This window comes from Actinoallomurus sp. NPDC050550 (genome assembly GCF_040655075.1).
Lineage (GTDB): Bacteria > Actinomycetota > Actinomycetes > Streptosporangiales > Streptosporangiaceae > Actinoallomurus.
The window spans coordinates 137,206-164,161 of record NZ_JBFAJC010000020.1 but is presented as its reverse complement, the minus strand read 5'-3'; the positions used below and the strand labels follow the sequence as shown (position 1 = coordinate 164,161).

Here is a 26,956-nt window from a genome sequence, read left to right as displayed (position 1 = left end):
ACGTCGCCGACCGTAGAAGCGCTCCACCACCAGCGCAAACGAGACACCGCACGTCGGATACCGTGCGGCGACGCATGCACCGGTGGGCGTGACCGAAGGGAGTTCCATTATGCGGTTCACCAAGGCCGCCGCCACAGCCGCCGTCCTCGCGGTCGCCGTCGCGGGCTGCGGCGGTAAGGACAAGAAGGACACTTCGGCCGGAGGCAAGGACCCGGCGAAGATCGTCGTCTGGCAGATGGGCGACGGCAGCCCCGAGCAGACCAAGTTCCTCGACGGGGTCAAGGCCGAGTTCCAGCAGAAGCACCCGAAGACCGATGTCCAGGTGCAGTACATCCCCTGGCCGCAGGCCACCCAGAAGTTCCAGACCGCGATCGCCGGCGGCTCCGGCCCCGACGTGACCGAGGTCGGCAACACCGACGTGCAGTCCTGGATCGAACAAGGGGCGTTCGCCGACATCAGCGACAAGCTGAGCGGCTGGACCGAGGGCAAGGACCTCAACCAGGGCGCCCTCGCCAACGACAAGGCGGACGGCAAGACGTACGCCGCTCCGTGGTACGGCGGCGTCCGGGCCGTCTGGTACCACAAGGACTGGTTCAAGGCGCTGGGCATCCAGCCGCCGACGTCCTGGGCCGGCCTCGTCGCCGCGGCAAAGACGATCCAGGACAAGAAGGGTGTGCCGGGCATCGCCGCGCCGAGCGACTTCACGAACGGCATCCTCAGCTTCGTCTGGGCCAACGGCGGCGACGTCGCTTCCAAGCAGGGCGGCAAGTGGACGGGCACGCTCTCGCAGCCCCAGGCCAAGGAGGCCGTCGAGTTCTACGCGGGCCTCGTCGGCAAGGACAAGGTCGCCCCGGACAAGTACGTCGGCAAGAACGAGCTGCAGGGCCCCCAGCAGGACTTCGCGCTCGGCAAGGTCGGCATGTACATGGACGGCAGCTGGGCCCTCCCGCAGTTGGAGAAGGTCAACGGCAAGGACTCCGCGAACTGGGGGGTCTTCCCGATCCCGGGCAAGAACGGCGGTCTCGCACCGGTCTTCTCCGGCGGCTCCGACCTGGCGGTCTGGAAGGACAGCAAGTACAAGGACGTCGCGTTCGACTACCTGACCATCCTGGACAGCAAGAAGAACGCGCAGGCCTTCGCCTCCACGCTGAAGTTCCTGCCGCAGTTCACCGACGTCCTGCAGAGCGCGACGTACAAGAACGACCCGATCATGGGCCCCTTCGCGCAGGCCGCCGCCGGCGGCGTCAAGTTCACGCCCACGAGCAAGGGCTGGGCCGACTACGAGGGCGCCAAGAAGGTGCTGCCGAACGCCGTCAAGGCCATCATGCAGGGCAAATCCCCCGACGATGAGCTGAAGAAGGCCGACGAGCAGGCCGGGTCCCTGCTCAACCAGTAAGGGACCGCTCCATGCTCGACACCGCTCAGCCGGTGCGGCGGGCGCCGGACCGGGACACCGCCCGCCCGGCCCGGCGTCGCCGCCGCCCACGCTCCGGGCCGTACCTGCTCATCCTGCCGGCGCTCCTGGTCATCGGCGTGCTGCTGCTGTGGCCCGTCTTCCAGATCGGCCGGATGTCGTTCGAGAAGGTCGGCGTGCGCCAGCTCCGCGGGGAGCCGGCCGAGAACGTCGGCCTCGCCAACTACCGGCAGATCCTCGGCGACGGGTTCTTCTGGACCACGTTCCGGCACACGGTCCTGTTCGCGGTCGTCGCGGTGACCGCGACCCTGCTGATCGGGACGCTCGTGGGCCTGCTGATCAACCGGCTCGGCAAGAGGATGTCGGCCTTCGTCGCGGGAGGCGTGCTGATCGCGTGGGCGACCCCGCCGATCACCGCCGCGATCATCTTCTCCTGGCTGTTCGGCACCACCGGCGGCCTGGTCAACTGGTTCCTCGACCTCCTGCCGGACGCGCTGGTGGGATCCGGCTGGGCGAACTACAACTGGTTCGCCACGCCGCTGCCGACGTACACGGTCCTGACGATCTGCGTCGTGTGGATGTCGTTCCCGTTCGTCGCGGTCTCGGTGCTCGCCGGGCTGCGGACGGTGCCGGGCGAGCTGTACGAGGCGGCCCGCGTCGACGGCTCCAGTGCGTGGCAGAGCTTCTGGAAGATCACCTTCCCGCTGCTGCGCCCGATCTTCAGCGTCCTGATGGTGCTCTCGGTGATCTGGGACTTCCGCGTGTTCACCCAGCTCTTCGTCATGTCGGGCCTGGCCAACCGCGACGCGTTCAACCTGTCGCTGTACGGCTACTCCGAGGCGTTCGGCTCGCTCAACGCCAGGTACGGCCTCGGCTCGGCGATCGCCGTGGTCCTCACTCTGATCGTGCTGCTCGTCACCGCGATGTACGCGCGGATGGTCATCCGTCAGGAGGAGGCGGCATGAGGGCCCCGCTGTGGCGCCGTGTCGCGCTGAACACCGCCGGCATCGCCGTGTTCCTCGTGTCGGCGTTCCCGGTGTTCTGGATGATCTCCACGGCGTTCAAGCCGAACGGAGAGATCTTCAGCTCGACGCCGCATCCGCTGCCGGAGCACCCGACCCTGAAGCAGTTCAGCTCCGTGGTGGACGGCGGGATCGCCGGGGTCTCCTTCTGGGACTACTTCGTGAACAGCGCGGTCGTGGCGATCGCGACCGTGGCGATCTCCGGGCTGATCGCGCTCCTCGCGGCGACGGCCGTGGCGCGGTTCCGGTTCCGGTTCCGCACGATCTTCCTGATCATGCTGCTCGTCGTGCAGATGATCCCGTGCGAGGCGCTGGTCATCCCGCTGTTCGTCGATCTCAAGCGGATGGACCTGCTGAACAGCCTGGTCGGCCTGATCGCCGTGTACGTCGGGTTCGCGCTGCCGTTCGGCATCTGGATGCTGCGCGGATTCGTCGCGGCCGTGCCCCGGGAACTGGAGGAGGCCGCGGCGCTCGACGGCGCCGGCCCCCTGCGGATCTTCTTCCGGGTACTGCTCCCCCTCGTCGCGCCCGGCCTCGTGGCGACGAGCGTCTTCTCCTTCATCACCGCCTGGAACGAGTTCGTGTTCGCGTTCACGTTCCTTAAAGACCAGGACAAGGCCACCTTGCCCATCATGTTGCAGTTCTTCTTCGGCCGATCCGGAAACGATTGGGGCCCGATCATGGCGGCGTCCACGCTGCTCACCCTGCCCGTCGTCGCGTTCTTCCTCCTCGTCCAGCGCCGGATGGTGTCCGGCCTGGTGGCAGGGGCGGTGAAGGGATGAGCGACCCGTCTCTCGAGCGCCTCGCGAACGCCACGCTGCTGGCCCCCTTCCCGGGCGCCACTCCGCCGCGCTGGGTCCTGGAGGGCCTGGAGCGGGGCATGAGCGGAGTGACCCTCTTCGCCATCAACGGCAACGTGCCGGGCATCGGCGAGCTGGCAGAGCTCACCGCGGCGTTGCGGGAGCACGCCGATCCGCTGATCTCCATCGACGAGGAGGGCGGCGACGTCACGCGGCTCGCGCATGACACCGGCAGCCCGTACCCGGGCAGCGCCGCGCTCGGCGCCCTGGACGATCCCGCCGTCACCCGGCGGGTGTACCGCTCGCTCGGCGCCGAACTGCGGGAGGTGGGGGTCAACCTGGACTTCGCCCCGTCCGCGGACGTCAACACCGCCGACGACAATCCGATCATCGGAACCCGGGCGTTCGGCTCCGACCCCGAGATCGTCGCACGGCACGTCGCCGCGGCGGTCGCCGGGCTGCAGGAGGCCGGGGTCGCCGCGTGCGCCAAGCACTTCCCCGGCCACGGCGCGACCTCCCAGGACTCCCACCTGGAGATCCCGACGGTGGACGCCGACATGGCGTTGCTGGAACGGCGCGAGCTCGTGCCGTTCCGCGCCGCCATCGAGGCCGGGGTCGCCTCCATCATGACCGGCCACCTCCGCGTTCCGGGCCTCACCGGCGACACTCCCGCGACCCTCTCGCACGCCGCGGTCACCGGGCTGCTGCGCGGTGCCCTCGGGTACACGGGGCCGGTCGTCACCGACGCTCTGGACATGCGCGCCGCCAGCGATGCGATCGGCATCCCCGAGGCGTCCGTCCGTGCCCTCCTGGCGGGTTCGGACCTCCTGTGCCTGGGCCCGAAGGAGTTCGAGGACAGCGTGCGCGCCATCCGCGAGCACATCGTCGAGGCCGTACGCCAGGGACGGCTGCCTGGCGAGCGACTCGAGGAGGCCGCGGCGCGGGTCGCCGCGCTCAAGGCGTGGCTCGCCACCGCCGGGACCGCCGAGGTCGACCGCGCCATCGGGCTGGAGGCCGCCCGCCGGGCCATCCGGGTCACCGGCGCCCCCTCGGTCTCCCCGAACCCCTTCATCGTCGAGATCCAGGCGCCGTCGAACATCGCGGTCGGTCCGGTCCCCTGGGGTTTCGGCCCCTGGGCGCCGGACGTGGTGCCCGTGGAGGCCGGCGACGTCGACCCCGATGGTCTCTTGGAACGTGCCCACGGGCGCTCTCTCGTCATCGTCGTCCGGGACGCGCACCGGTACGCCGGGCACCGCGCGCTCGTCTCGACGCTGCTGACCGCGCGCCCGGACGGCGTCCTGGTGGAGATGGGACTGCCGGTGTGGCGGCCCGAGGGGGTGGCGTACGTCGCGACGTACGGAGCGACACGCGCCAACGCCCGGGCCGCAGCCGAGGTGATCGGCCTGCTGGAACCGGTCTCGGGGGACGCCTTGGCCTGACCCACGGACCGAAATCAGCGGCATGTCGGTGAAAAAATCCCAAACACCGGTCGGAAAAAGGGGATGGCTGGCGTGATCAGCTCCACCGAGGCGGGATAATCAGAGCATGCGATTGTCCGCCCGGGTCGATTACGCGTTGCGCGCGGCCGCCGAGCTAGCGGTCGGCGGTGAGCGCCCCGTGACGGCCGTGCAGCTGGCCGAGGCTCAACAGATTCCACCGAAGTTCCTCGAGAACATCCTCAGCCAGCTGCGCCGTTCGGGTCTCGTACGCAGTCAGCGCGGACCGGAGGGCGGCTACTGGCTCGCCCGCCCGGCGGACCAGATCTCGCTGGCCGACATCATCCGGGCCATCGACGGCCCGCTCGTCGGCGTACGCGGCGAGCGCCCGGAGCACCTGGGGTACGAAGGCCCGGCGCGCGCCCTGCAGGTCGTGTGGATCGCGCTGCGGGCCAGCGAGCGGGCCATCCTCGAGCAGGTGACCCTCGCCGACGTGGCGTCCGGCGAGCTGCCGACCGCCGTGCACGAGCTGACCGAGGACCCCGCGGCCTGGGACTCCCCCGCCTTCCGTAACTGAGGCGCGGCCGGGAGGGGCGATGCCGGAAGGGGACGTCGTCTGGGCGGCCGCGAAGCGCCTGCACGAGGCGCTCGCCGGGCGCGCTCTCACGCGCAGCGACTTCCGCGTGCCGCGCTACGCCACGACCGACCTGACCGGCCGCTCGGTCCTCGAGGTGGTGTCCCGGGGCAAGCACCTGCTCATCCGGGTCGACGGCGACGTCACCGTGCACACGCACCTGCGAATGGAGGGCACCTGGCGGATCCGGCCCGCGGGCCCGCGGCCTCCGCCGGGAGGTCGGTCGGGGCGGGTTGGTCGGGTGAAAGCTCATGACCACCGGCTGCGGCTCGTCCTGGCGAACGCCGAATGGCAGGCCCTCGGGTTCTCCCTGGGCATGGTCGACGTCGTGCGGACCTCCCGGGAGGATCAGGTCGTCGGCCACCTGGGCCCCGATCTGCTCGGCCCGGACTGGGACCCGGCCGAGGCCGTACGCCGCCTGCGCGAGGACCCGGAGCGGGCGATCGGCGAGGCGCTGCTCGATCAGACCCGGCTCGCCGGCATCGGCAACCTCTACAAGGCCGAGTCGCTGTTCCTGCGGGGCCTGGACCCCTGGTGTCCCGTCGGCGAGGTCCCCGACCTGGAGGCGCTGGTCGAGATCGCCCGCCGGCTGATGGACGCCAACAAGGACCACGTGGGTCAGGTCACCACCGGCGACCGCCGACGCGGCGCCGAGACCTGGGTCTACGGCAGGGCCGGCCGGCCCTGCCGGCGCTGCGGGACGCCGATCCGGCGGGCGGACCAGGGCGACCGGCCCGAAGAGCGGATCACGTTCTGGTGCCCCTCCTGCCAGCCGCGGCGCGATCCACCGGCATGAAAGCGTCATGGCAGCGGAGATCCTCCGCCGCCATGACGTCTTCGGGCTCGTGGCCCCCTCAGCTCGGTGCGCAGGATCCGCGCCGGTCAGGCCGGGCTCGTAGCCCCCCTCAGCGCCGCTGGACCTCGAACATCCAGTGCTGCTTCTCCAGGTCCTGCGCGACCGTGATCAGCAGGTCCTGGGTGACCAGGTCCGACTCGTCGGTGGTCTCGATGCGGGCCCGGAACCGCTGGATCATCTCGGCGAGCATGTCGGTGATCGCGGCGACCACCTTGTCGTCGTGCAGGTAGCCGGCGTCCAGCTGGTGGACCTTGGTCGTCTCGGCCACCGTACGCGCCCGGCCGTCCGGGTTGAAACCGATCGCCACCGCTCGCTCGGCCACGGTGTCCGCGTGGTCGCGCGCGATGGCGACGACCTCGTCGAGCTGCAGATGTATGGAGCGGAAGTGGCGCCCGGTGAGATTCCAGTGCGCCTGCTTGGCCAGCAAGTGCAGGTCGATCAGGTCTACCAGTGACTCCTGCAATGCGGCGCCGGTGACCTTGCGCGCCTCGTCGGATAGCGGGCTCTTCACGGTCGACATCGCCCGGTCCCCTCCTGAATCACGTCGATTCCCCTGTCAGAGGCGACCCTTCCCGGCGATGAACGGGGTAATCGTGATTCCCGCCGCACGGACCGGGACCCGAACGCCGCAGTTCACAGGGCCCCGCAGGCCATAGGACGGCCATGCGGTCGCGGAACTCCGCCGCCGGCGGTACCGGCGCGGTCCCCGGACGCGAACGCCCCGGCCGCGGACTTCCGCGACCGGGGCGCCTGCGCGTCTGGAAGGGGTGTCAGGCCGCGACCATGTCGCCGCGAAGGGCGTTCTCGATCGTCTCCGGGGTTGCGGGAATGGCGTCGGCCGAGATCCGGTCGCCGTCGAGCCGCTCGTGCTCCGGCGGAGCACCGGCCATCACCGGCTCCTGCTGCAGCTCGGCCAGCGCCAGCTGGTCGGATACGTCCCGCAGCACGTGCGAGAGGGGCACGCCGAGGGCTTTGCAGATCGAGGCGAGCAGCTCCGAGGAGGCTTCCTTCTGTCCCCGCTCAACCTCGGACAGATAACCCAGCGACACGCGGGCCGCCGCGGAAACTTCCCGGAGGGTACGGCCTTGGCGCAGCCGCAGCTGCCGGAGTACGTCGCCGAGCAGCTGACGAAGCAGGACCATGTCTCGCTCCCTCCGTGTGTCCTGACTCATCTACCGGTTCCACCGTACCTGTCTTCACGATGCACGTGGCAGACCGAAACTTTCATGTTCGCTTCCAACGTAACGCTGTAATCACCCCGGCTCTTCCCCGTCGCCCGCCGTGACGGACCAACGCTCGCATGATTCCAGTGTGAGCAGATGACGGCGCAACAGGTCAAGTGCATGGACGACCGTCATCCGGCGGATCGGGCCGCGGGCGCGCTCGCCGTCGCCGCTGACCGGCAGCCTGACCGATTTAACCCTCGGATCACCGCCGGAATCGGCCACCGCGACGTGCACGGTGCCGACCGGCTGCCCATCCTGCGGGTCCGGCCCGGCCACCCCCGTCACGGCGACTCCGTAGGACGCGCCGAGGCGCTCGCGGACACCGGTCGCCATCGCGGCGGCGACGTCGGGGTGAACCGCTCCATGGGCGGCCAGCAGGTCCGCCGGCACGCCGAGGAGCAGATGTTTGAGAGGGGTCGCATATGCGACCACACCTCCTACGAACGTCGCCGACGAGCCCGGCATTCCCGTGAGCTCCGCGCCGAGCAGGCCGCCGGTGAGGGACTCGGCCGCGGCGACGGTGGCGTTCCGCTCGGCCAGGAGGCGGTGGACCACGCGGTCCAGGGTGACGTCCTCCTCGGCGTACACGGCCCCGCCGAGCAGCTTCCGCGCCATCGCCGCGGCCTCGGCCACGCGTTCCCCGGCGTCGGCCTCGATCCGCACCCGGACCTCGCCCGCGGACGGGTAGTAGGCGACCCGTACGCCGGGGAGCGCCTCGACCGGCGCCAGCCGCCCCGCCACCACCGACTCCCACACCGTCGCGGTGCGCAGCACGTGGGCCGGCACCGGCGTGCCGCCCAGCTCGGGCAGCACCGACTCCTCCACGATGGCGCGCATCTCGTGCGGCACGCCCGGCACCGCGTACGCGACCCCGCCCGGCAGCGTCAGGCGCAGGCCCGGCGCCGTGCCCGCCGGGTTGGGCAGCAGCCGGGCGCCCTCGGGCACGTCGGCCATCCGCAGCGCCGCCTCCCGCAGCGGGACGCCACGGGTCGCGGCCCGCTCCCGCAGCCGTGCCTCGAGGATCGGGTCGCGGCGCAGGCCCACCCCGGCCGTACGGGCCAGAGCGTCCCGTGTCACGTCGTCGACGGTGCCACCGAGACCGCCGGTCACGATCACCGCGTCGGCGCGCTCGACGGCCTCCTGAAGCGCCCTGGTGATCGTTTCGATGTCGTCGGGGACGACCACGTTACGGATGACCTGGACGCCCGCCTCCGTCAGGCGCCGGTCGAGCCATCCGGCGTTGCCGTTGACCGTGTCGCCGCGCAGTAGCTCGTCACCGACCGTCAGCAGCTCGACTCGCACGCCCGTCCTTCCAGAGTTTCCAGGCCTTGACGACGTAGTCGAGGCCGGTGACGACGGTGACCACCGTGGCGGCCCCCATGACGATCCAGCGCAGCGGGTCGATCGGGCCCGGCATGATGTACAGCCCGATCGCGATCACCTGCAGCATGGTCTTGAGCTTGCCGCCGCGGCTGGCGGCCATGACGCCGTACCGGATGACGACGAACCGCAGCAGCGTGATCCCCAGCTCGCGGACCAGGATCACGATGGTCACCCACCACCAGAGCCGGCCGAGCAGCGAGAGGCAGATCAGCGCCGATCCGGTGAGCGCCTTGTCGGCGATCGGGTCGGCGATCTTGCCGAAGTCGGTGATGAGGTTGCGCCTGCGCGCGAGCTCCCCGTCGAACCGGTCGGTGAGCGACGCGACGATGAACAGCGCGAGCGCGGCGATCCGCCACCAGGTGCCCTCGAGGAACATCAGCCAGACGAAGAACGGGACGAGCACCAGGCGCACGACGGTCAGGACGTTCGCGATGTTGAGCACGCCCGCCTGCGGGGCCGCCGGCGGGGTGATCGGGTCGTCGCCGGCGGAGGTCGTCATGGCCCGTCCACGACGGCGAGAAGGTCGACGCCCATCGCCTCGACGACGCGGGCCCGGACGATCCGCCCGACCGGCGCCTCGCCCTTGAGGGTCACGCCGCCGTCGATCTCGGGGGCCTGGTGGGCGGCCCGGCCCTCGCCGGGCTCCTCGACCAGCACCTCCACGACCGAGCCAATGCGCTCTTCGGCGCGCTGGGCCGTGAACTCCTCGGCGAGCGAGGACAGGTCGGCGACCCGGGAGTCGATCTCGGCGGCGTCGAGCTTGCCGTCGAAGCCGACCGCCTCGGTCCCCTCCTCGTCCGAATAGCCGAACACGCCGATCGCGTCCAGCCGGGCGGCGGTCAGGAACTGTGCCAGCTCGTCGACGTCCCGCTCGGTCTCGCCGGGGAACCCGACGATGAAGTTGGACCGCACGCCGGCCTCCGGGGCGAGGGCGCGGATCTGCTCGAGCAGGCCGAGGAACCGCTCGCGGTCCCCGAAGCGGCGCATGCGGCGCAGCAGCGGGCCGCTGGCGTGCTGGAAGGACAGGTCGAAGTACGGCGCGACGCCGGGCGTCGTGGCGATGGCCTCGATCAGCCCGGGGCGCGTCTCCGCGGGCTGGAGGTAGCTCACCCGGACACGCTCGATCCCGGGGACGGCGGCGAGCTCCGGCAGCAGCGTCTCGAGCAGTCGGAGATCGCCGAGGTCCTTGCCGTACGAGGTGGAGTTCTCGCTGACGAGGACGACCTCGCGGACGCCCTGGGAGGCCAGCCAGTGCGCCTCGTCGAGGATCTCGGTGGGTCGGCGCGAGACGTACGCCCCGCGGAAGGCCGGGATGGCGCAGAACGAACATCGCCGGTCGCAGCCGGAGGCGAGCTTGAGGGGCGCGGCCGGACCGCTGCCCAGCCGGCGGCGCATGACGCGCGGACCGCTCGCGGGGGCGACGCCCTCGGGCAGGTCCGGACCGGAGTCCGCCGGCGGCGCGGGGCGGGCGGTCACGGTGCCGTGACCGGGCACCTGGACGTCGGCTCCGGACCGCTCCACGGGGCTGAGCGGCAGCAGCGTGCGGCGGTCCTGCGGCGTGTGGGGCCGGTGCCGGCGCCCGGCCATGACGTCGTCGAGACGCTCCCCGATCGCGGCGTAGTCGTCGAAGCTCAGGACCGCGTCGGCCTCGGGCAGCGACTCGGCGAGCTCCGCGCCGTAGCGCTCGGCAAGGCACCCGGCCGCCACGACCTTCGCCCCCGAGTCGGACGCCGCGAGCAGCGTGTCGATCGAGTCCTTCTTCGCGGCGTCGATGAAACCGCAGGTGTTGACGAGGACCACCGAGGCGTCGCCGGATTCGTCGAGCGTCCAGCCCGCACTCTCCAGACGGGCCGCGAGCTCCTCGGAGTCGACCTCGTTGCGGGCGCAGCCGAGAGTGACGAGGGAGACGGTGCGGCGATCCGCCGAATGGGTGGAATGGTCGGCGGTGCTCACGCGCGCCGCTCCCTTCTCGCGGGGCGCGCGCCAGGCGCCGTCGCGGGCTCAGTACGCGGGCTGGACATGCTCCATACGGTACTGGCCCTCAGGAAGCGGACGGCCCTCAGCGTCTTCGATCAGCTCAGTGATCCCCGGTGTCGCCCGGGGATGTGAGCCGATCTCGCTGATCCGGCCGGTCAGCCTTTCTGGGGATCTCCTGGGCCGAAGCTGAGCCGGACGACCTGGCCGTCCTGGCCGGGCGAGCCGACATTCTTGCCGTTGACGGTCAGGTGCACGCCTCCGCCGTTGCCGATGACCAGGCTGATGCGCTTCTTGGCCGTCCACTCCTCGGACTGGCCGGGGCGGATGACGCCGCTGAACAGCTGCTTGCCCTTGGCGTCCTGGACGCTGAGCCAGCTCGCCCGCTTGGCCTTGAGGCTGACGGTGACCTCCTTGCGCGGTGCCTGGGCCACGGCCGCGCTGTGCGACGGCCGGATCGCGGCCTGGGTCGGGGCGGCCGGCGCGGCGGCGCGCTCGGCGGACTTGTGCCGCTCCTCGCCGGTGGCGACCCGGAAGATCCCATAGATCACGACGATGGCCAGGGCGGCCGCCATGGCGGCGCTCCAGTTCGGCGAGCGCCGCTCGAGGATCTTGACCGGGGTCTTGGCCTCGAACACCTCACGGGCCGAGACCGCCTGCGGCGACCCGCCGTGCGCGTCGTCGTACTCCTGGACCAGCGGCTCGGGATCGATCCCGATGGAGTGCGCGATGCTGCGGATGTGCCCGCGGGAGTAGAAGTTGCCGCCGCACATGCTGAAGTCGTCGCGTTCGATGGCGTGGATGACCGTCTCGCGGATGCGGGTCCGGCCGGCGACCTGCGGGACGGTGAGACCTGCCTCCTCGCGGGCCTTCGCAAGGGTGCCACCGATCGTCACGGCACCTCCTTCATCGGCACCGTGACCAAGGGCGCCGTGCTGAACGGCTCCCTCGCTCGGCTCGCTCACGGCACTTCCTTCGTCGGCGCCGTGAGCAAAGGTGCTCGGCTGAATGGTTCCCTCGCTTCGCTCGGTCACGGCGCCTCCTGGGAACCTCGTGGCGGTGTTCAGGTGCCACGCCGCCGGTCGCCTCCCGCTCCGCGATCATTCTATGAAGGCCGGACATGAGACGCGACGAGCAACGCGGTATAAGTCAGCTACCCCAAGATCTCGATCGCTACTCACCGCGAAGGGTCGCCAGCACACCTGGCAGCTCATCGGGTTTGACCAGGACGTCACGTGCCTTCGACCCCTCGCTGGGTCCCACTATGTTGCGGCTTTCCAGCAGGTCCATCAGGCGGCCCGCCTTGGCGAACCCGACGCGCAGCTTCCGCTGCAGCATCGAGGTCGAGCCGAACTGCGTGGAGACGATGAGCTCGGTCGCCTGGACGAGCAGATCGAGGTCGTCGCCGATGTCCTCGTCGATCTCCTTCTTGCGCGTCTCCGCGACCGAGACATCCTCGCGGTAGTCGGGCTCGGCCTGCTTCTTGCAGTGCTCGACGACCTCATGGATCTCCTTCTCGGAGACGTAGGCGTTCTGCAGCCGCATGGGCTTGCTCGCGCCCATCGGAAGGAAAAGGGCGTCACCCTGGCCGACCAGCTTCTCCGCTCCGGGCTGGTCGAGGATGACGCGGCTGTCGGCGAGGCTGGACGTGGCGAACGCCAGCCGGGACGGGACGTTCGCCTTGATCAGACCGGTGACGACGTCGACGCTCGGCCGCTGGGTGGCGAGCACGAGGTGGATTCCGGCGGCGCGGGCGAGCTGGGTGATGCGGACGACCGAGTCCTCCACGTCGCGGGGGGCGACCATCATCAGGTCGGCGAGCTCGTCGACGATCACGAGGAGGTAGGGGTACGGCTTGTAGACCCGCTCGCTGCCCGGCGGCGCGGTGAGCTTTCCGGCGACGACGGCCTTGTTGAAATCGTCGATGTGGCGGTAGCCGGAGGCGGCCAGGTCGTCGTACCGGCGGTCCATCTCGCCCACCACCCACTGCAGCGCCTCGGCCGCCTTCTTGGGGTTGGTGATGATCGGCGTGATCAGGTGCGGGATCCCCTGGTACGAGGTGAGCTCGACCCGCTTCGGGTCGACCAGCACCATGCGCACCTCGTCGGGGGTCGACCGCATGAGGATCGAGGTGATCAGGCCGTTGATGCATGTCGACTTACCGGCACCGGTGGCGCCGGCGATCAGCATGTGCGGCATCTTCGCCAGATTGGCGATGACGGTACGGCCCTCGACGTCCTTGCCCAGGCCGACCACCATCGGGTGGTGGTCGTTCACGGCGACCGCGGAGCGCAGGATGTCGCCGAGGCTGACGATGTCCTTGTCGGTGTTGGGGATCTCGACGCCGATCGCGGACTTGCCGGGGATCGGGGAGATGATCCGCACATCGGCGCTCTTGACGGCGAGCGCGATGTTCTTGGCCAGTGCCGTGATCCGCTCGACCTTGACGGCGGGGCCGAGCTCGATCTCGTACCGGGTGATCGTCGGTCCCCGGGTGAAGCCGGTGACCTGCGCGTCGATGCCGAACTGGTCGAGCACCTCCGACAGGGCGTTCACGACGACGTCGTTGGCCTTGGTGCGCGGCTTGACGGTCGAGCCGGCCTTCAGGACGCCGGGCGCCGGCAACGTGTAGGACCCGTCGCCCGCGGTGGTAGGCGACAGCGCCAGCTGCTCGGTGATCCGCGGCGCGGGCGTCGGGTCGGGCGGCGGGGGGAGGGCCGGCGGCTCCGGGGGCGCCAGCAGCTCGTCGGCGAGGCTGGGGCCCTCGTCCTCCTCGAAGATCTCGTCGGCGCGCGTGCCGCTCCGGTCCGAGACGACCGGCGTGTCGTACGGCTTCTGGTGCTCGCCGAGCTCGACGTCGGTCTTGCGAGACCGTTTCTTGTTCTTTGCCGCGGGCTCCGCCGCCTCCGGCGGCTCGCGGAGCATCATCCGGTCGCGCAGCTCCGCGAGTCGGTCCGGCACCCGGTGCACGGGCGTGGCGGTGACCACCAAGAGACCGAAGCCGACCAGCAGCAACAGCAGCGGCACGGCGACGAAGGCGGTGACGGTGCTCGTCAGCGGTGCCGACAGCAGCCAGCCGATCAGACCGCCGCTGTCCTGCAGCGCGCGCTCGCCCTTACTGGGGTACGGCGTGCCGTGCGCGATGTGGACGATGCCGACGATGCCCCCGACCAGCGCCGTACAGCCGATGAGGATCCGGCCGACGTCGCCGTTGCGCTCCGGGTGGCGCAGCAGCCGCCACGCCGGGAGCAGGCAGATCAGCGGCAGCACCATGGCCAGTGTTCCGAAGCAGTCCCTGATGAGCCGCCCGAGGTACTTGAGCGCCCAGGTGTCCGGGTCGAACCAGGTGGCCGCGGCCAGGACGATGGCCAGGCCGAGGAAGGCGAGCCCCTGCCCGTCGCGGCGATGCTCCTCGTCGAGCTCGCGGGCGCCGCGCCCGAACATGCGCGCGACCCCGCCGACCGCGCGGGCCAGCAGGAGCCATATTTGCGCGACGAACTGCCAGAAGCCGAGGAACAGGGCGCTGATGGGATCGGGCCGCTGCGGCCCACGAGGGCGCGCCTGCTTCGACGCGCCCGACGAGCGTTTGCGCGCCGTCGAACCGCGTGCCGTCGTCTTCCTGGCCGGCGTCTTACCGGCCGCCGGTTTACGGGCGGCGGGCTTTCGCGCTGCACCGCCACGCGTACCAGAGGAGGAGCCCTTCGCACCTCCGGGCGTACGTGTGGCCATGATGGCGAGAGTAGCGGCGACCCACCCGCCACCTGTGAATTCGGGACGGCGTGTCGCTTAACAGGCCCTGTCCCTGAACAAGCCCTGATCAGGCCGAACCGGTCCGGTCCCCGCGGACGGGGCCGGACCGGTTCGCCTGAGACCTAGACCTCGACGATCACCGGGATGATCATCGGGCGGCGGCCGAACTTCTCGTTGACCCAGCGGCCCACGGTCCGGCGTACGAGCTGCCGGAGCTGGTGGATGTCGTTGACGCCGTCGGCGGCGGCGGCGTCGAGCGCGTCCTCGATCCGCGGGATGACATCGTCGAAGCTGTCGATCCCGGCCCCGCGAGCGTGGATCTCCGGACCGCCCAGGGGCTTGCCGCTCTCGGAGTCGACGACCACGATGATCGAGACGAATCCCTCGTCGCCGAGGATCCGGCGGTCCTTCAGCGACGTCTCCGTGATCTCGCCGACCGACAGGCCGTCGACGTAGACGTACCCGGCGCGGACCGCCCCGGCGACCGCCGCCTTGCCGTCGACGAGGTCCACCACCACGCCGTCCTCGGCGATGATGACGTTCTCGGCGGGGACGCCGGTGAGCTCGGCCAGCCGGGCGTGGGCGCGCAGGTGACGCCACTCGCCGTGGACCGGCATGAAGTTGCTCGGCCGCGTCATGTTCAGCACGTACAGCAGCTCGCCGGCCGGGGCGTGCCCGGAGACGTGCACGAGCGCGTTGCCCTTGTGCACGACCCTCGCGCCCCAGCGGGTGAGGCCGTTGATGACGCGGTTGACGGCGTTCTCGTTGCCGGGGATGAGGGACGACGCGAGGATCACCGTGTCGCCCTCCTCGATCCGGATCTGGTGGTCCCGGTTGGCCATCCGCGACAGCGCCGACATCGGCTCGCCCTGCGAGCCGGTGCAGACCAGCACCACCTTCTCGGCGGGGAGATCGTCGATCTCCTTCTGGTCCACCATGATCCCGGCGGGCACCTGCAGATAGCCCAAGTCGCGGGCGACGCCCATGTTGCGGACCATCGACCGGCCGACGAAGCAGACCTTGCGGCCGCTGGCGTGCGCGGCGTCCAGGATCTGCTGGACGCGGTGGACGTGCGAGGCGAAGCACGCCACGATGACGCGCTTGGCCGCGACGCGCAGCACGTCGCTCAGCACGATGCCGATCTCGCGCTCGCTGGTGACGAAGCCGGGGACCTCGGCGTTGGTGGAGTCCGACAGCAGCAGGTCGATGCCCTCCTCCCCGAGCCGGGAGAAGCCGCCCAGGTCGGTGAGCCGGCCGTCGAGCGGCAGCTGGTCCATCTTGAAGTCGCCGGTGACCAGCACGAGGCCGGCCGGCGAGCGGACGGCGACCGCAAGGGCGTCCGGGATCGAGTGGTTGACCGCGAGGAACTCGCAATCGAACGGTCCAAGGACCTGCCGGTCGCCCTCCGCCACCCGGAGCGCCACCGGGCGGATACGGTGCTCGGCGAGTTTGGCCTCGAGCAGGGCGAGGGTCAGCCGCGAGCCGACGACGGGGATGTCCGCACGCTCCCGGAGGAGGTACGGCACCGCGCCGATGTGGTCCTCGTGCCCGTGCGTGAGGACGATCCCCTCGATGTCGTCGAGGCGGTCACGGATGTAGTCGAAGTCCGGCAGGATCAGGTCGACCCCGGGCTGCTCCGTTTCCGGGAACAGCACACCGCAGTCGACGATGAGCAGCCGGCCGTCGTACTCGAAAACCGTCATGTTGCGGCCGATCTCGCCGAGACCGCCCAGCGGCACGATGCGCAGGCCCCCTCGGGCGAGCGGCTTCGGCGAACTCAGGCCGGGATGCGGATGGCTCATCAGTGCCGCTCCCCCTCACCGGACCGTGCGGGGGCATGGTCATGCGCGTTGGTCACGCGCCCTCCTACCTATCAGCGGCTCGCCTTTCCGGCGATGCCTTGGTAACCAGTGGTCCGCTCACGGACCCTCCACGATCTTGACGCCGCCGGCCACGAGGTCTTCTCGGAGCGCGGCGGTGAACTCCGGCGTCGCGTCCACCAGGGGCGGGCGGACCGATCCACCGGGAAGCCCGAGCAGGGACAGCGCCGCCTTGGTGGCGATGACACCCTGCGTGCGGGTCATGATGGCGGTGATCACGGGCACGAGCCTGCGGTGGATCTCGGTGGCCCGCCGCGTGTCCCCGCCGAGGAACGCGTCGATCATCTCGTGCAGGTCGGCGCCGACGACGTGCCCGACCACGCTGACGAAGCCCGCGGCGCCGACCGACAGCCACGGGAGGTTCAGCGCGTCGTCGCCGGAGTAGAAGACCAGATCGGTCTCGGCCATCACCTTCGAGGCCCCGAACAGGTCGCCCTTGGCCTCCTTGACCGCGATGATCCGCGGGTGCTCGGCCAGCCGGAGCTGCGTCTCGATCGCGATGGGCGTGCCGGTGCGGCCCGGGATGTCGTAGAGCATCACCGGCAGGCCGGTCGCGTCGGCCACCGTGGTGAAGTGGCGCACGAGGCCGTCCTGCGGCGGCTTGTTGTAGTACGGGGTGACGACCAGGAGCCCGTGGGCGCCGGCCCGCTCGGCCTGGCGCGCGAGCTTGAGCGTGTGCTCGGTGTTGTTCGTGCCGACCCCGGCGACGATCGTCGCACGGTCACCGACCGCCTCCAGGACGGTGCGCAGGAGGCGCTCGTCCTCCTCGTCGCTCGTCGTCGGCGACTCTCCCGTCGTCCCGCTGACGACGAGGCCGTCGTTGCGCTGCTCGTCGACAAGATATGCGGCCAGCCGTGCCGCCCCGTCGAAGTCGACGGCGCCGTCGGAGGCCATGGGGGTGACCATCGCGGTCAACATCCGGCCGAAGGGCGCGGACTCGTCACGTCCCTGCGGCAGGGCGTTCGTGCTGGGTGCCATGTTCCGAACTTACCGGGCATCGGCAGCGGCTGGGAGCCGCGGGGACCTCCGTGTCGCCCGCACCGGGTGTCGTCCCATGGTACGGAACCCGTCGTGGTCCGGAGTCCGCAACCTGGGAGAACGGCCGTGAAACGAGAGGCGCCGCCGGAACGCGCTCGGGGGTACGCGTTCCGACGACGTACATTCAGCATCGGATTTCAGAAAACCGGCGTTACCGGAGAACCTTGAGCGCCTCTCGTACGTTGGAGTGAGTGGGATGGGGTTCCGCCGGGGTCTGGCGGGGCTGGCGGAGCCTCTCCCGGCGGAGGATGCGCGCCTCGGTGGCAGGGGTCTGGGGCTCTCCGCGCCGGTCACCCACCCGACCGGCGCACCGGCCACCGAGGCGCGCGCATCCATGCGTCCGCCCCTCAGCCGTCCGACCGGGCGTCGAGGTGCTGTCGGAGCTTCACTTCGAGTTCTTCCTTGCTCCGGGCGCGCAGGCACTCATTGCGCCGTACCGCCCACCAGTGCCCGGAGCCCCCCAGCCCGAACCTCCAGCCTGCGTAATCGGTCGTGAGTTGCTGGAGCTGACGGGCCGCTCCCTGGACAGTGTCCTCCATGTGCATTTCTCCCGAACCTCCCACACCGCCAGCCGAGGCGATCCGCGCCACGGTCGACGAAAATCCTTCCCCGTGAAAGGACGGTTCGATCACATGGCCGAGAGCGGTCAGGGGAACCACGGGGAAGCGCTCCGACCTGCGAAGACGAGCCATTTAACCACCTTTAGCGGCATGTAACGCAATCGTCAGTTTTAGTTGTCCGTGCGCGTGCCGGAAGCGACCTCAGCGCGGCTCGCCGAGCCACCCGGCGCGGTACGCCGCCCACCCCCGGGGGTCGGTCGTCCAGTCGGCGTACACCGCGACCCCGTACGGCCGCCGCGGCCGGTGGCGCAGCTCGGCGACGCCCTGTCGTACGCCCCGCAGCGCGGTGGGCAGGTCCTCGGCCCACGGGGTCGGCGACCGATAGGTCGGCACGCCCATGAAGACGGTGACGCGATCGCCGATGAGCGACAGCACCCGCTCGGTGTGGTGGGCGAAGTGCCATCCGGCGAGCGCCCGGGTCGGTGCCTCGGAGTCGTACGTCATTATCGCCACCTGGTCGACGCGGTCCGCGACGGCCCGCAGATAGGCCGTCGTCGGCCGCGGCGGGTAGTGGTCCTTCCCGCGCGGCAGCATCAGCCGGAACAGCGGCTGCGCCCAGTCGGCGAGCGTCGGCTGCTCGAGCGCGGCAGACAGCAGCCGGCCCCGGGCCCGGGTGAGCTCGCGCGTGCGCGTCAGGAGGTCGAGGAAGTTCCGGTCGTCGGGGAAGATCGGCTCGATGTCGTAGTGGATGCCGGCGAACCCCAGGTCCAGGAGGGCACGGTCGGCCTCCAGGATCCTGGCCCGCGTCGCCGCCGCGCGCAGGTCCAGCGGGCCGCCGCCGGAACGCTCCACCTGCCCGACGTACGCCTGGGCGCGCACGCCCGGCGCGAGCCGGCGCAGCGCGGCGAGCAGCTCACGTGCGTGGGCGTACCGCGACGGCGGGATCTCCCCGTCGCCGGTGAGCGGCCCGACGTGGAAGAACACGTCGGTGATCCGGTCGCGGGTCAGCGTGTCCGCCAGCCCGCGGTACTCGGCCTCGGTGTGCGCCTCCCCCACCCACTGGTGCCGGGCCCACAGCGCGTTGGCAGTGCCTCCGTACACCGGCGGTTCCCGCTGCCAGGCGAACCACGTGCGCGCGAAGAAGATCGCGGACGTGCCGAGCAGGACCGCGCAGGCCCAGGCCGCCGTACGGACGAGTCGCCGTGTCATGCCCCTCCCTTGATCAGGGGTTCGGACGCGGCGGACCGTCCGGTGGTTCGCCGGGATCCGTGATCAGCGTTCGGCGGCGTCCTGGGCGAGGACCGGCTTGACGTCGACGATGGGCGTGCCGTCCAGGGCCTCGAGGCCCTGGACCAGGAAGCGCGGCCCCTCGATCGCGAGGATCGTCACCCGGTGCAGGCCGATCGGATTGGGCCGGTCGGGGGACCTGGTGCTGAAGACGCCCTGAGGCGGCCGGGCCAGGTCGCCGCGCGGGTGCACGACCAGCACGTCACGGGCCGCCCGGTCGAACCACGTCAGCAGGATGACCTCGTCCCCCACCCGAAGGTCGCGCAGTCCCTCGTGGACGTCTTCGCGGAAGACCAGCCAGGCGTCCGGCGCTCCCTCGTCGCCCTGCCGAGGAGCCGACGCGCGATCGGTCAACGGCGACTCGACCCGGCCGATGGGACGCATCTCGTATGAGCTCTCGGTCACAACTCTCCTCATCGTCGCGTGCCGACGTCATCATGACGGGCGGGCCGTGGTCTTCGCCTTCGACGACGAAACGACCGCACGGCGACGCGGCCGACTTCCGTGGCGACCGCGACGCCGGTTCACGACGAGATGATGCCGGAGGACCGGCGAGGCCGGGACCTCCGGGATCAGCCTGGCGTGTTACGCGGGCACCTTGCAGGTGACCGTGTAGCTGGTCATGTGACCCATCCGGGAGCCGAGGAAGTGCCACGGCAGGACCAGGCGGTCACCCTTCTTGATGTCGCCGACCTTCCCGGTCTTGACCAGCGTGTACTTGGCCATGCCGCCCTTGAAGTCCGCGTTGATCGACGCCTTGGTCGTCTTGTACGGAGACTTGATCGCCTTGCCGTTGACGGAGGCCTTCTCGATCGACGTGATGACGCCCGGACCGAACCAGTCCTTGCCGGCCTTGGTGATGTACAGGTCCCAGGACACCTTCTGTCCCTTGGCGGGGTGCTTGCGGAAGACGACCTTCGCTACCCCGCCCTTCTTCGCCCAGGTTCCGGTGCACGTCTTGAGCTTCGCCGGCGGCTTGATCGCGCCCGTTCCGCTCGTCGTGGCCGCGCCGGCCGGGGCGGCGGCGAGCACGGTCGCGCCGGCCGCCAGGGTGAGCGCCGAAACGGCAAGCCCACGGGAGGTTCGCATCGAGAAATTTCCTTCCGACAGAGGGCCGCCCGCCCGCAGAAGGTGAGGGACCGCCCTCGATACGCCCCGCCGGCGATCGGCCGATGGCGGGGCCGCGAACAGTGACCCGATGAACTATCGCGATCACGGAACGGGCCCGCCAGAGTCCGCGGTACCAATCCGGATTGGTACGGAGGACCTACCGAGAGTCATCGCACGCCGGTTGATCAGGGAAGCAGGAGGGCCTTCCCGAGGACCTCGCGCGCCTCGATCGCGCGATGCGCGTCGGCGGCGCGGGCGAGTGGGAAGGTCCGTCCGATGACCGGCCTGATCCGGCCGGCCGCCGCGTCGTCCAGGGCCCGCTCGGCGAGCCGGTGGAACTCCTCGGGCCCGAACTGCACGTCCTGGATCCCCCGTACGGTGAGCCCTCGCCGGGCCGCCGCCTCCGTGTCGATCCCGGCGAACCCGCCGCTGGGCGCCCCGTGCGCGGAGATCCGTGCCCCGTCCGCCGCGACCGCGATCGCCGCCCCGCCGATCTCGCCGCCCGCGCCGTCGAAAACCACCGCGGGGCCCGTGCCCCCGGTCGCCTCACGCACGCGGTCCGTCCAGTCCGGCTCGGTGTAGTCGACCACGACGTCGGCGCCGAGTTCCGCGGCCAGGTCGAGTTTGCGCTTGCCCCGGGCGGCCGCGATCACGTGCGCGCCGGCCGCCTTGGAGAGCTGCACGAGCAGCGAGCCCATGCCGCCCGCCGCCGCGACGACGAGCACCCACTCCCCCGCCCGGACCCGCGCCGCCTCGAAGACGCCCGTCCCGGTCACTCCGTCGTGCAGGAGCGCCGCCGCCTGGGTCAGGTCCAGGGTGTCCGGCACCGGCAGCAGCCCGTCGGCCGGCACGACGACGTGGGAGGCGTAGCCGCCATCGGTGGTCCGGGTGAGGACGCGCCGCCCGATCCAGGTGTCGTCCACGCCCTCGCCGACCGCGACGACCTCGCCCGCCGCGCCGCCGCCCGGCACGTACGGCGTCCGCACGTTGAAGTACTCGCCGCCCCAGCCGGACCGGATCTGCGTCTCGACGAACAGGGTGTCCGCCGCGGACACCGCCACCACGACCTGCCCGGGCCCGGGCTCGGGATCCGGCCGGTCGACCGGGACGAGTTCCTCGGGGCCGCCGAACCGCTGTACCTCGATCACCTGCATGGCTCACTCCTCTTCGCGGACTTCCGTCGTCAAAGAGCGTGAAACATGAACCTTGGTTCAGGTCAAGAAGACTCGGTGCGCAACCGGGCGAGCGTCTCCGGCGTCAGCCGCCTGGCCAGCGTCTCGAGCAGGGTGGTGACTTCGGCCACTTCCCCCGCGTCGGCCGTGCCGAGCGCGGTGGCCAGCGCGCCGTCGATGGGCGTCGAACGGACGACCGCGACCCGCTCGGAGACCTCCGGCGCCTGCCGTACGAGCATCCGGCGCCGGTCCCTCGGATCGGGCGCCGTGACGATGGAGCCCGCCTCACGAAGCCGGGCGACCGCTCCCGACACCTGGCTCTGCGGCAGGCCCGTACGGCCGGCGATCTCGCCGATCGCGCTGTCCGGGTGCGCCACGATGTCGCTCGCCACGATCAGGACGGTACGAACGCTGGTCGAGTACTCCGGCAGGCCCTCCGTCGGCATGAGCATCTGGAACCACCAGTGCGCCCAGGCGCTGGCCGACCTCCTCCGCACGGACGTCGTCGAGTTCCCCGGCGGCCACAGCCTGTCCACCCACCCGCGAGCGTTCGCCGCCCGCCTGCACGAGGTCCTCACCGCCCGAGCGTGACCTCGCGGCGGGCCTCCGGGTGGGCGGATACGGCGGTGCGCGCGATCCGGGCCCGCTGGGCGACGAGGACGCAGACGAGCACGCCGGCCGCCGCGACGACCGTGCTCACACCCGCGTGCTCGCCGAGCAGCAGCCAGGCCCAGGTGAGCGTGAGCAGCGGCTGGGCGAGTTGCACCTGGCTCGCCCGCGCGATCCCCGCCTTCGCGAGCCCGGCGTACCAGGCGAAGAATCCGAGGAACATCGACACGCCCGACACGTACACCAGGCCCGCCACGGCCGCGCCGCTCCAGTGCACCGGCGTGGCTGCCGACAGGGCCACGGTGACGGGGATCGTGATCGGCGCGGAGAGGACGAGGGCCCACGACACGACCTGCGGGCCGGGCATCTCGCGGGCCAGCCGCCCGCCCTCGGCATAGCCCAGACCGCACGTCAGCAGCGCACCGAACAGCAGCGCGTCGGCCACGGAGAAACTCCCGACCCCGTTCCGCAAGGTGAACGCCACGATGCACGCCGCGCCCGCCACACTCGCCGCCCAGAACAGCGGCGAGGGGCGTTCGCCGGCCCGTACGACGGCGAACACCGCCGTCACGACCGGGAGCAGGCCGACCACCACGGCCGCGTGCGAGGAGGACGAACCGTGGACGAGGGCGAGCGTGGACAGGATCGGGAAGCCGAAGACGATGCCGCCGGCGACCACGCCGAGCGAGGCCCACTGGCGCCCGCGCGGACGCGAGGCGCGCATCAGCCACAGCGCGACGACGGCGAGGACCGCAGCGATCGCCGCCCGGCCGACACCGATCAGATACGGGTCGAACCCGCGCAGCGCGAAGGAGGTCGCCGGGAATGTGAAGGAGAAGGCGACGACGCCGAGCGCGGCGGCGCCGAAGCCCGCCGGCAGCGCTACCGGGTTCTGGGGAGTAGCGTTATCCTTGTTCCTCATGAACAACGATAGCAGTATCGCCACTCTGGCCGCCGAACTGCGGGCCGAGGTGGCGAGGCTGCGCCCCGGCGACCGGCTGCCGTCGAGCCGCTCGCTGATGACCCGCTACCAGGTCAGCCCCGTCACCGTCGCCCGCGCGATCCGGACGCTCGCCGCGGAGGGCCTCGTGGTCGCCCGGCCCGGCAGCGGCACGTACGTCGCCGAGCGGGCCCACCCCGCTCCCGCCGAGCCGGTGGACCTCGACTGGCAGGCCGTGGCCCTCGGCGACCGCACCGTCGACGCCGACGGCGTGGTGGGCCTGCTCTCCCAGGCGCCCGAGGGCGTGGTGGCGCTGAGCGGCGGCTACCTCGCGCCGGGGCTGCAACCGGTACGCGCGCTGGCCACCGCCGCCGCACGGGCGGCCCGCCGCCCCAACGCGTGGGAGCGCCCGCCGCTGTCGGGCGTGCGTGAGCTGCGAGAGTGGTTCGCGCGGACGGCGGGCGGCGACGTCACCGCCGCGGACGTCACGATCACCAGCGGGGGCCAGGCCGCGATCAGCCTGATCCTGCGCGCGCTGCTGCCGCCCGGGGCGCCGCTCCTCGTCGAGTCGCCCACCTACCTCGGCGCCCTGGCCTCCGCCCGCGCGGCCGGGCTGCGCCCCGTCCCCGTCCCCGTCGACGAGGACGGCCTGCGGACCGACCTGCTGGCCGACGCGTTCGCCGCCACCGGAGCCCGCGCACTGCTGTGCCAGCCGACCTTCCACAACCCGACCGGTACGGTGCTGTCTCCGCCGCGCCGCGCGCAGGTGCTCGACGTCGCCCGCGCGGCGGGAGCGTTCGTGGTCGAGGACGACTACAGCCGCCACCTGGCGATCGACCCGCCTCCCCCGCCGCTCGTCGCCGGCGACCGGGACGGCCGGGTGGTGCACATCGCGTCCCTGACCAAGGCCACCGCGCCGAGCCTGCGGGTCGCCGCCGTGATCGCCCGGGGGCCGGTCGCCGAACGCATCCGGTCCGCGCAGACCGTCGAGTCGTTCTTCGTCGCCCGCCCGCTCCAGGAGACCGCCCTGGAACTGGTCACCTCCCCCTCCTGGCCGCGTCACCTGCGCACCGTCGGCGAGGCGCTGCTGCGGCGGCGTGACACCCTCATCTCCGCGCTCGCCGCGGCCGACCTGCTTCCCGCCGTACGGCCGCGCGGGGGCCTGCACCTGTGGGTCGGCCTTCCCTTCGGCGTCGACGACGTCGCCCTCGCCGAGGCGGCACTCCGCGCGGCTGTCCTGGTCAGCCCGGGACGACGCTACTTCCCCGCCGAGCCGCCGAAACCGCGCATGCGGCTCAGCTACGGGACGGCGGCCGGGGAGACGGAGCTCACCGAGGGCGCGGCCCGCTTCGCCCAGGCACTCGCCGAGGCGTCCTGACGACACGAAACCGGTCATCGCAGTACGCTGGTGTCGGCATGGAAGGTGCATGAGCGAGCGCATCGAAAGCATGGCGCGTCTGGTCACTCCCGCGACGCCGGGAGGTCGGCCGGGGTGGGTTGGTCGGGCGAGAAAAGAGGTCGCATGAGCGGCTCGGACAGTGCGCGGCTGCTGCGGGACTTCGTCAACACGTACGACGTCGACTGCGACATCGACGACTTCGGCGCGCCGTGCGACCTCAGCGGCTGGCTGATCGAGCGTGGGCTGACGCCGCCCGGCACCCGCGCGAGTGAGTCCGACCTGGCGCTGGCGATCGCCCTTCGCGAAGGCCTCCGGACCGCGATGCTCGGCCACCACGACTCCGCCGCCACGACTCCGCCGGCCGACCTCGACCGGCTCCTGGCCGCCCTGCCCCTGCGCGTGTCGCTCGACGGTCCCGCGCTGATCCCGCTGCGCGACGGCGTCCGCGGCGGGCTGGCGGCCCTCGCGGCGGCGGTCATGCGCAGCGCCGCCGACGGCGACTGGCCCCGGCTCAAGGTGTGCCGGGAGACGACGTGCCGGTGGGCGTTCCTCGACACGTCGAAGAACCGCTCGCGCAGCTGGTGTTCGATGCGGATGTGCGGCAACCGGACCAAGACCCGCGCCTACCGCGCCCGCCGCCGTGCCACCGCCTCCGACGCTTGACGCCCCCGGGTCCGATGGTGGCCGACGGGCGCGCGGTACGGTCGTCGGCGTACGGGACGTGACGGGAGCGAGGGTCGAGACACCGATGGGCGTGGTGGGGGTACGGGCGGCGTATCCGGGAGACGTGGCCGCCGTCGCGGAGATCCAGGTACGGGCCTGGCGCGAGGGGTATCGGGACGTGATCCCCGATGCCGCGCTGGCCGAGATGACGGGCCCGGAGGCCGCCGCGCTGTGGCGTGAGCGCTGGGCGGAGGCGATCGCCGCGCCGCCGAGCCCCCGGCACCGACTGCTGGTCGCCGTGGACGAGGGTGTCATCACCGGGTTCGCGGCGCACGCACCAGCGGACGATCCCGACCAGGATCCGCAGACGACCGGCGAACTGCTGACCCTGCTCGTCGACCCGGCGCACGGGCGGGCCGGGCACGGCAGCCGCCTGCTCGCCGCGACGGTGGACCATCTGCGCGAGGACGGCTGCACCACCGCCGTCACCTGGGTCTTCGCCGCAGACGACGCGCTGCGGGGCTTCCTGACCTCGGCGGGCTGGGCGCCCGACGGCACCCACAGCAAGGTCGACATGGGCGAGCCGGTCGCAATGGTGCGCCTGCACACCGCGCTCACCTGAGACCCGCCGCCCGGAGACCCGGCGCCGGGACCGGGCGGCCAGCCGAGCGTCGCGATGGGTGCGCCTGTACACCGCCCTCGCCTGAGCCCCGCACCGGCAGCCTCGTCGGTCCCGCCGGCCCAATCGGCCACATTCCGCCTGACCGGCCGCACGCCGCCCAGTCGGCAACATCCCGTGGACCCGGCCGCCGCCCCTCGCCGCGCAGGGCGTGGCGGCCCCCGCAGCCTCGGCCGTCCCGGCCGCCGGCCGTACGCGCAGGCCTGCCCGCCCGACCGGCAGCGTCGGCTCGTCCCGGCCGCCCGACCGGCCACATTCCGCGGATTCGGCTGCCGGCCGTACGCGCGCGCCCGGTCCGCCGGCCGGGTCATCCGGCGGTCGGCCGTACCGGCAGATCCCGGGTGGTGCGGCCGGTCCGTTGCCCTAGGGCGCAGCCGGACCGAGAAGATCCACCGGACGCGCCCCTACGCGGGCGTTTCGAGCGTCCAGTCGATCTCGGGGAGGCCGGCGTCGGCCAGGGCCTTGTCGACCGCGCTGAAGGGGCGGCTGCCGAGGAAACCCCGAGGGTTCATCGGGCTGGGGTGCCCGGCCTCGAACACGACGTGCTGCGCTCCGGTGACGAGGTCGCGCTTCTTGCGGGCATAGGCGCCCCACAGCACGAACACCACGCGCTCGCTCTTGGCGTTCAGCGCCCGGATCACGGCGTCGGTGAACTCCTCCCAGCCCTTCCCCCCGTGGGAGCCGGCCTTGCCGGCGCGGACGGTCAGCACCGCGTTGAGCAGCAGCACGCCCCGCTCGGCCCACGGAGTCAGGTCTCCGGTGGCCGGGACCGGGACGCCGAGGTCCTCGTGGAGCTCCTTGAAGACGTTGCGCAGCGACGGCGGGATCCGCACGCCCGGCCGCACGCTGAAGCTCAGCCCGTGCGCCTGGCCGGCCCCGTGGTAGGGGTCCTGGCCGAGGATGAGCACGCGGGCGTCGTCGGGCGCGCACAGGCGGAAGGCGCTGAACAGGTCGGGCAGCGGCGGGTACACGGTGCCCGCCTCGTACTCGGCGGCCACGAAGTCGCCGAGACGGCGGGTCGCGTCGGGGTCGAGAAGCGGCTCGACGCGCTCGCGCCAGGCGTCGGGAAGGAGCTCCAGCAGGTCGAAGGACATGCGCCGCAACCTAACACCACCCAGGGACGG

The 26,956-nt window shown here is 71.5% G+C and carries 27 protein-coding genes; 10 read left to right on the top strand and 17 right to left on the bottom strand.

Annotated elements, in window-relative coordinates:
• Window positions 1–109 precede the first annotated feature (109 nt).
• The 6 genes from AB0I04_RS27005 (at window position 110) to AB0I04_RS26980 (ending at window position 6,102) form a co-directional block, all read left to right on the top strand.
• Window positions 110–1,396, top strand: coding sequence for an extracellular solute-binding protein (locus AB0I04_RS27005; protein WP_360889941.1), 1,287 nt, complete (start codon window positions 110–112; stop codon window positions 1,394–1,396).
• An 11-nt stretch (window positions 1,397–1,407) separates the two neighbouring features.
• The gene (locus AB0I04_RS27000) at window positions 1,408–2,379 is read left to right on the top strand and encodes a sugar ABC transporter permease (protein WP_360889938.1); all 972 of its coding nucleotides are present in this window, start codon (window positions 1,408–1,410) and stop codon (window positions 2,377–2,379) included.
• Window positions 2,376–3,218, top strand: coding sequence for a carbohydrate ABC transporter permease (locus tag AB0I04_RS26995; protein WP_360889935.1), 843 nt, complete (start codon window positions 2,376–2,378; stop codon window positions 3,216–3,218). The genes AB0I04_RS27000 and AB0I04_RS26995 overlap by 4 nt, the downstream gene beginning before the upstream one ends.
• Complete coding sequence (locus AB0I04_RS26990; protein ID WP_360889932.1) at window positions 3,215–4,675, top strand: glycoside hydrolase family 3 N-terminal domain-containing protein; 1,461 nt, start codon at window positions 3,215–3,217, stop codon at window positions 4,673–4,675. The genes AB0I04_RS26995 and AB0I04_RS26990 overlap by 4 nt, the downstream gene beginning before the upstream one ends.
• 106 nt (window positions 4,676–4,781) lie before the next feature.
• Window positions 4,782–5,249, top strand: coding sequence for an Rrf2 family transcriptional regulator (locus AB0I04_RS26985; RefSeq protein WP_360889929.1), 468 nt, complete (start codon window positions 4,782–4,784; stop codon window positions 5,247–5,249).
• Between the two features lie 19 nt (window positions 5,250–5,268).
• Window positions 5,269–6,102 carry a DNA-formamidopyrimidine glycosylase family protein gene (locus AB0I04_RS26980; RefSeq protein ID WP_360889926.1) on the top strand — a complete coding sequence of 278 codons (834 nt, stop codon included), beginning with the start codon at window positions 5,269–5,271 and terminating at the stop codon, window positions 6,100–6,102.
• 109 nt (window positions 6,103–6,211) lie between these two features.
• Here AB0I04_RS26980 and AB0I04_RS26975 read toward each other — a convergent pair whose 3' ends face one another.
• From AB0I04_RS26975 to AB0I04_RS26905, 15 genes are all read right to left on the bottom strand, one after another.
• A complete protein-coding gene (locus AB0I04_RS26975) occupies window positions 6,212–6,682 on the bottom strand; it encodes a DNA starvation/stationary phase protection protein (RefSeq protein WP_360889923.1) in 471 nt (156 codons plus the stop codon).
• A 250-nt stretch (window positions 6,683–6,932) separates the two neighbouring features.
• A complete protein-coding gene (locus AB0I04_RS26970; protein WP_345431662.1) occupies window positions 6,933–7,304 on the bottom strand; it encodes a helix-turn-helix transcriptional regulator in 372 nt (123 codons plus the stop codon).
• 111 nt (window positions 7,305–7,415) lie between these two features.
• Window positions 7,416–8,690, bottom strand: a complete 1,275-nt coding sequence (locus AB0I04_RS26965; RefSeq protein WP_360889919.1) for a CinA family nicotinamide mononucleotide deamidase-related protein — start codon at window positions 8,688–8,690, stop codon at window positions 7,416–7,418.
• Window positions 8,662–9,270, bottom strand: a complete 609-nt coding sequence (gene pgsA, locus AB0I04_RS26960) for a CDP-diacylglycerol--glycerol-3-phosphate 3-phosphatidyltransferase (protein ID WP_360889916.1) — start codon at window positions 9,268–9,270, stop codon at window positions 8,662–8,664. The genes AB0I04_RS26965 and pgsA overlap by 29 nt, the downstream gene beginning before the upstream one ends.
• Window positions 9,267–10,724, bottom strand: coding sequence for a 30S ribosomal protein S12 methylthiotransferase RimO (gene rimO / locus AB0I04_RS26955; RefSeq protein WP_360889913.1), 1,458 nt, complete (start codon window positions 10,722–10,724; stop codon window positions 9,267–9,269). The genes pgsA and rimO overlap by 4 nt, the downstream gene beginning before the upstream one ends.
• A 179-nt stretch (window positions 10,725–10,903) precedes the next feature.
• The gene (locus AB0I04_RS26950) at window positions 10,904–11,641 is read right to left on the bottom strand and encodes a helix-turn-helix domain-containing protein (protein ID WP_360889910.1); all 738 of its coding nucleotides are present in this window, start codon (window positions 11,639–11,641) and stop codon (window positions 10,904–10,906) included.
• A gap of 277 nt (window positions 11,642–11,918) precedes the next feature.
• Window positions 11,919–14,474, bottom strand: coding sequence for a DNA translocase FtsK 4TM domain-containing protein (locus AB0I04_RS26945; protein WP_360889907.1), 2,556 nt, complete (start codon window positions 14,472–14,474; stop codon window positions 11,919–11,921).
• Window positions 14,475–14,617: 143 nt separating this feature from the next.
• Complete coding sequence (locus tag AB0I04_RS26940) at window positions 14,618–16,297, bottom strand: ribonuclease J (protein WP_360889904.1); 1,680 nt, start codon at window positions 16,295–16,297, stop codon at window positions 14,618–14,620.
• Window positions 16,298–16,414: 117 nt separating this feature from the next.
• The gene (gene dapA / locus AB0I04_RS26935) at window positions 16,415–17,353 is read right to left on the bottom strand and encodes a 4-hydroxy-tetrahydrodipicolinate synthase (RefSeq protein ID WP_360889901.1); all 939 of its coding nucleotides are present in this window, start codon (window positions 17,351–17,353) and stop codon (window positions 16,415–16,417) included.
• Between the two features lie 407 nt (window positions 17,354–17,760).
• Window positions 17,761–17,952, bottom strand: a complete 192-nt coding sequence (locus AB0I04_RS26930) for a hypothetical protein (RefSeq protein ID WP_360889898.1) — start codon at window positions 17,950–17,952, stop codon at window positions 17,761–17,763.
• A gap of 222 nt (window positions 17,953–18,174) precedes the next feature.
• Window positions 18,175–19,182 (bottom strand): hypothetical protein, encoded by a 1,008-nt coding sequence (locus tag AB0I04_RS26925; protein ID WP_360889895.1) that lies wholly within the window; start codon window positions 19,180–19,182, stop codon window positions 18,175–18,177.
• Between the two features lie 63 nt (window positions 19,183–19,245).
• Window positions 19,246–19,665 (bottom strand): tRNA (N6-threonylcarbamoyladenosine(37)-N6)-methyltransferase TrmO, encoded by a 420-nt coding sequence (tsaA, locus tag AB0I04_RS26920; protein ID WP_360889892.1) that lies wholly within the window; start codon window positions 19,663–19,665, stop codon window positions 19,246–19,248.
• Window positions 19,666–19,845: 180 nt separating this feature from the next.
• Complete coding sequence (locus AB0I04_RS26915; protein WP_360889889.1) at window positions 19,846–20,349, bottom strand: hypothetical protein; 504 nt, start codon at window positions 20,347–20,349, stop codon at window positions 19,846–19,848.
• Between the two features lie 206 nt (window positions 20,350–20,555).
• Entirely contained in the window at window positions 20,556–21,524 is a 969-nt protein-coding gene (locus tag AB0I04_RS26910) for a zinc-binding dehydrogenase (protein ID WP_360889886.1), read from the bottom strand.
• A 62-nt stretch (window positions 21,525–21,586) separates the two neighbouring features.
• Complete coding sequence (locus AB0I04_RS26905) at window positions 21,587–21,934, bottom strand: helix-turn-helix domain-containing protein (protein ID WP_360889883.1); 348 nt, start codon at window positions 21,932–21,934, stop codon at window positions 21,587–21,589.
• On the opposite strand from AB0I04_RS26905, the gene AB0I04_RS26900 reads away from it, so the two are divergent.
• Window positions 21,921–22,133 carry a hypothetical protein gene (locus AB0I04_RS26900; RefSeq protein WP_360889880.1) on the top strand — a complete coding sequence of 71 codons (213 nt, stop codon included), beginning with the start codon at window positions 21,921–21,923 and terminating at the stop codon, window positions 22,131–22,133. The two genes, AB0I04_RS26905 and AB0I04_RS26900, sit on opposite strands and share 14 nt — an antisense overlap.
• On the opposite strand, the gene AB0I04_RS26895 is transcribed toward AB0I04_RS26900, so the two are convergent.
• Entirely contained in the window at window positions 22,117–23,073 is a 957-nt protein-coding gene (locus AB0I04_RS26895; RefSeq protein WP_360889877.1) for a DMT family transporter, read from the bottom strand. The two genes, AB0I04_RS26900 and AB0I04_RS26895, sit on opposite strands and share 17 nt — an antisense overlap.
• On the opposite strand from AB0I04_RS26895, the gene AB0I04_RS26890 reads away from it, so the two are divergent.
• From AB0I04_RS26890 to AB0I04_RS26880, 3 genes are all read left to right on the top strand, one after another.
• Window positions 23,072–24,469 (top strand): PLP-dependent aminotransferase family protein, encoded by a 1,398-nt coding sequence (locus AB0I04_RS26890; protein WP_360889874.1) that lies wholly within the window; start codon window positions 23,072–23,074, stop codon window positions 24,467–24,469. The genes AB0I04_RS26895 and AB0I04_RS26890 overlap by 2 nt on opposite strands.
• A gap of 144 nt (window positions 24,470–24,613) precedes the next feature.
• Window positions 24,614–25,153: a CGNR zinc finger domain-containing protein gene (locus tag AB0I04_RS26885; protein WP_360889871.1), complete on the top strand. Its 540-nt coding sequence runs from the start codon at window positions 24,614–24,616 to the stop codon at window positions 25,151–25,153.
• Between the two features lie 58 nt (window positions 25,154–25,211).
• On the top strand, window positions 25,212–25,775 hold the full coding sequence (locus tag AB0I04_RS26880) for a GNAT family N-acetyltransferase (RefSeq protein WP_360889868.1): 564 nt from the start codon (window positions 25,212–25,214) through the stop codon (window positions 25,773–25,775).
• 461 nt (window positions 25,776–26,236) lie between these two features.
• On the opposite strand, the gene ung is transcribed toward AB0I04_RS26880, so the two are convergent.
• The gene (gene ung / locus AB0I04_RS26875) at window positions 26,237–26,926 is read right to left on the bottom strand and encodes a uracil-DNA glycosylase (protein ID WP_360889865.1); all 690 of its coding nucleotides are present in this window, start codon (window positions 26,924–26,926) and stop codon (window positions 26,237–26,239) included.
• Window positions 26,927–26,956: the final 30 nt, after the last annotated feature.